This window comes from Kitasatospora sp. NPDC057542, assembly GCF_042801945.1.
Taxonomy (GTDB): domain Bacteria; phylum Actinomycetota; class Actinomycetes; order Streptomycetales; family Streptomycetaceae; genus Kitasatospora.
Window position 1 is genome coordinate 1 of the sequence record NZ_JBHVFE010000679.1, and the last position, 3418, is coordinate 3418.

3 protein-coding genes and 1 pseudogene are annotated in these 3418 nt (G+C 70.3%); 1 reads left to right on the forward strand and 3 read right to left on the reverse strand.

The window, feature by feature from the left end:
* The 3 genes and pseudogenes from ACFU7Y_RS41970 to ACFU7Y_RS41980 form a co-directional block, all read right to left on the reverse strand.
* A pseudogene (locus ACFU7Y_RS41970) lies at positions 1-468 on the reverse strand (hypothetical protein); the annotation flags it as partial.
* Between the two features lie 177 nt (positions 469-645).
* Complete coding sequence (locus tag ACFU7Y_RS41975; protein ID WP_224284768.1) at positions 646-1191, reverse strand: NUDIX hydrolase; 546 nt, start codon at positions 1189-1191, stop codon at positions 646-648.
* Between the two features lie 14 nt (positions 1192-1205).
* Positions 1206-2468 carry a helix-turn-helix domain-containing protein gene (locus tag ACFU7Y_RS41980; RefSeq protein WP_380771687.1) on the reverse strand — a complete coding sequence of 421 codons (1263 nt, stop codon included), beginning with the start codon at positions 2466-2468 and terminating at the stop codon, positions 1206-1208.
* Positions 2469-2697: 229 nt separating this feature from the next.
* Here ACFU7Y_RS41980 and ACFU7Y_RS41985 point away from each other — a divergent pair, with 229 nt between their 5' ends.
* On the forward strand, positions 2698-3123 hold the full coding sequence (locus ACFU7Y_RS41985) for an ATP-binding protein (RefSeq protein WP_224284765.1): 426 nt from the start codon (positions 2698-2700) through the stop codon (positions 3121-3123).
* Positions 3124-3418 lie beyond the last annotated feature (295 nt).

Genomic DNA, 3418 nt, shown 5'->3' on the forward strand with positions numbered 1-3418 from the left:
GGCCTCGCCGAGGCGCAGACGCGGTTCGGGCCGGATCACCCGGAACAGCGTGGCCACGGCCGCCCGCGTCCGTTCATCCGGGAGGGTGGGTTCTTGCTCCGGGTCCTTTACGGGAGGGGTGACAGAGCCGCCGGTCCCTCGCCCACCGGAGGCCGGGCGGGGGACAGTCGGTGCCGACTGCGGGGTGTCGAAGACATGGGCCTCGGACCGCACGGTGCCGTTGGACATCCGGACCGTGTCGACGCGGTAGTACCCGGCGTCCTTCAGCTCCTTGAGCGCCCGCCGGACGGCGCCCCGGCCCTGCGGACTGCTGTCCGCCATCTGCCGTCCGTCCTCCCGCCACCCGTCGGGGCGGGAGAGCAGGTCGGCGAGGAGGCCCCGGGCGGTGTAACTGAGCCGACGGTCCTGCAACAGGCCGTTCGGAAGGACGGTGAACGCGCGCGTGTGAACGCTACGATGAATCTGCATCTGGAGTTGCTGCTCCTGGTGCCCGACCCCGGGGTGTTCCAGCACCGCCGGGGTCTCCTATGTTCTGTTGATGATGCGGAAAGTAGCACATCGACTACGAAGAGTGCGAACCGTTGAGCGCGGCGAGCGTCCGCGTACCGTGCCACGGGGCGGTCGACTGACGCGTAGTCGAGGCGGTCAGAACTGCCGAGCGAGTCGATGCGGGCCGAGGAAATAGGACAGGGCGGCGTGCGACGGTCCGTCCGGGACCCCGCCGTTCGTCAGCAGCTTCACCACTTCGCTTTCGGGTACCCACTCCACGCGGGTCGCCTCGGACACGTCCTCGGGGTCGCCGACCCGGGTGCAATCCGTGACGTGGTAGGTGTGGAAGTGGGCGTCGCCGATGCCGGCCATGGCGTCGTACTCGGTCAACAGCTCGACCCGGCCGGGACGCCAACCGGTCTCCTCCTCGACCTCGCGGACGATGGCCGCCGCCGGCTCCTCGCCAGGCTCGGCCCATCCGGCCGGTACCTCCCAGCCCCAGTGGCCGGTGATGAACCGGTGCCGGTAGAGGAGGAGGAACTCGCCGGCCTCGTTGGTGACGACGGCGGTGGTCGAGGCGCGGGGGTAGCGGACGACGTGATGGTCGATCCGGCCGACACCGGGGATCTCGACGTCATCGAGCCAGACCTCGACCCACGGGCTCCCGTAGACTTGCCGACGCCCGAACACCTCCCATTCCACGGGCAGTTCCTCCCTCACGCGCGCACCAGTTGCCTTCCCGACTCTCTCACGCGTGCGGCGAGCTCCCGTACAGGTCTCTCGGCCGACCAGGGCGACAGGGATACCTGGAGCGCCTGGGCGCGCAGGACGATCGGCTGGATGATACTGGCCCGTGCCAGGTCGAGGGCGGAGTGTGCCGTGACACACGCGGCTTCGAAGTCGCCTTGGGCGAGCCGCACCTCGGCGAGGTCGAAGGTGAGGACGGCCCTCCCCTTGAGATCGGCAACTGCCCGGCGGCCGATGGCGGTCTCAAGTAGGTGGCTGGCAGCGTCATGCTCACCAAGGTGTGCGTACGTCTCGCCGGCGAGACCGTCCAGCCGTGGTGCGGTGAAGAAGTCGAGGCCGCCGATCGTGCCGTCCTCCGCGAGGTCGAGGTGATGCGCGGCTTGGTCGAGTGCGGCCAGTGCTGCGCCCCGGTCACCGCCTGCGGCAAGCACGCGAGCGAGATTGGCGGCGATCCAGGCACGACGCCGGGGTGCTGCGGTCTCGCCGTGCGCGGCGGCCTGCCGAAGGAGCGCGGCGGCGGTATCGCGCCGCCCGGCTGTGTACTCGACGATGCTCTGCATGGTGAGGAGCCACGCGGTGAGATCATCTGCTTCCCCCTCACCTGCAGCGACGGCGCCGAGGTGGAAGTGCGCTTCACTGCGGCTCCGGTCGCCGAGGTCGTGGTGGGCCAGTCCCAAAAGGCCGGCGATGGCAGCCAGTATCCGTACGCCACGGCGCCGGGCGGTGAGGGACTGCGGGCGAGCGAGCAGCTCGTGTACGCCGGCCAGTTGCCGTTGAAGGATGGGCATGGACTCGGTGGGTACGGTCGACGGGTAGCGGTAGGCCACATCGGCGACAGCCGCTTCCAGGTGTGTCAGGGCGGCGTCGGACGTGGTGGATCGGGACAGCATGTCAAGGACTTCCCAGGTCTCGGGTGCGGTGGCCGGCTGGTAGCCGGCGGGGCCGGTCGCCGCCTCCCATGACCGGTCGGCCAGGCCGAGCATCCAGCCAGGGACGTGCAGGCCGTCGGCAATCCGCTCGATCACATCCATGCTGGAGACTTCCCGCGGCCCGCTCATGATCTCCGTGACACGGCTGGTCGAGAGGCCGGTGCGCCGGGCAATCTGAGCCGGCCCGATACCTGCCTGCCTCGCGATGGCCCGGAAAACGGGACCGATCTGCCTGCTCGCGCATGCCGCCACGAAAGTCGGGTCGGTCAGCAGTCGTTCGGGGAGCGGTTCCGGCGCGGGCAAGCGGGCCTCCCTGGGCGATGGTGCCACGAGGGTACCGGCCGTGGTGACTACACGAAGGCTCCACGGTGGGTACTCACCGTGACCCTGGTGGCAGTCCCGGCAATGCTCGATGCTCTATCCGTGACCATGCGTCAGCACCCAGCGCGGCGGCGAGGATGTCGTCTTGGTCTCGGTTGGCCGCTCTGTCGCCCTCTAACGCACTCCCCTCCGCCCCTTGAGGTGCTCCCCCATGCTCAAGACCCACCAGCCGCCCCGGACGTTCGTCGCGCGCCTCGACTCGCGGGCTGAATCCACGCCCCTCGCGCGGTACTTGCTTCGGGCCTACCTCTCCGGCTTGCCCTCCGGGGACCGCTACCGCGATACCGCCGAGCTGCTGCTGGGCGAGCTGTTCGCCAACGCCGTCCAGCACTCCGACGCGCCCGCCGACCGCCACATCGAGGTCCGCTTCGCCCTCGTAGACTCCCACCTGCGCCTCGAAGTCCACGACGCCGGCACCACCCGCCCCTCCCTCCGTATCGCCGCCCCGGACGACGAGCACGGGCGCGGCCTGTTCCTCGTCGACGAGCTCGCCGAACGCTGGGGCTGCGCCTCCCGGCCCTGCGGCATCGGCAAGTTCGTCTGGGCCCTCGTCGCCCCTGCCACCACCCTCGCCTGAAAGCCCGATCCCCGATGCACCTCGCCACCCTCGCCCGCCACACCCTCTCCCGTGGCGCCACCCCGGCCGCGACCTACGCCCTGATCGCCCGCCTGGGCCACCGCCCCCTGCCCGTCGCCCGCGGACCGAGAGGGCGAGATGACCACCACCCGGCGTACGGGAGGCCGGCCAACGTCGAGCCGCACAGCGCGTCGTGCACGTCCGCGCGGGGGTAGCCGGACGACACTGCATCAGTTCCGACCGCCTCCAGCATGGCGCTATCCCTCCTCCCACTTCTGCGTAGGAAGTCGGCCAG

What these genes read in the sequence shown, in the direction of transcription:
- ACFU7Y_RS41985 (WP_224284765.1), top strand. Translation starts at nt 2,698, where the DNA reads ATGCTCAAGACCCACCAGCCGCCCCGGACGTTCGTCGCGCGCCTCGAC.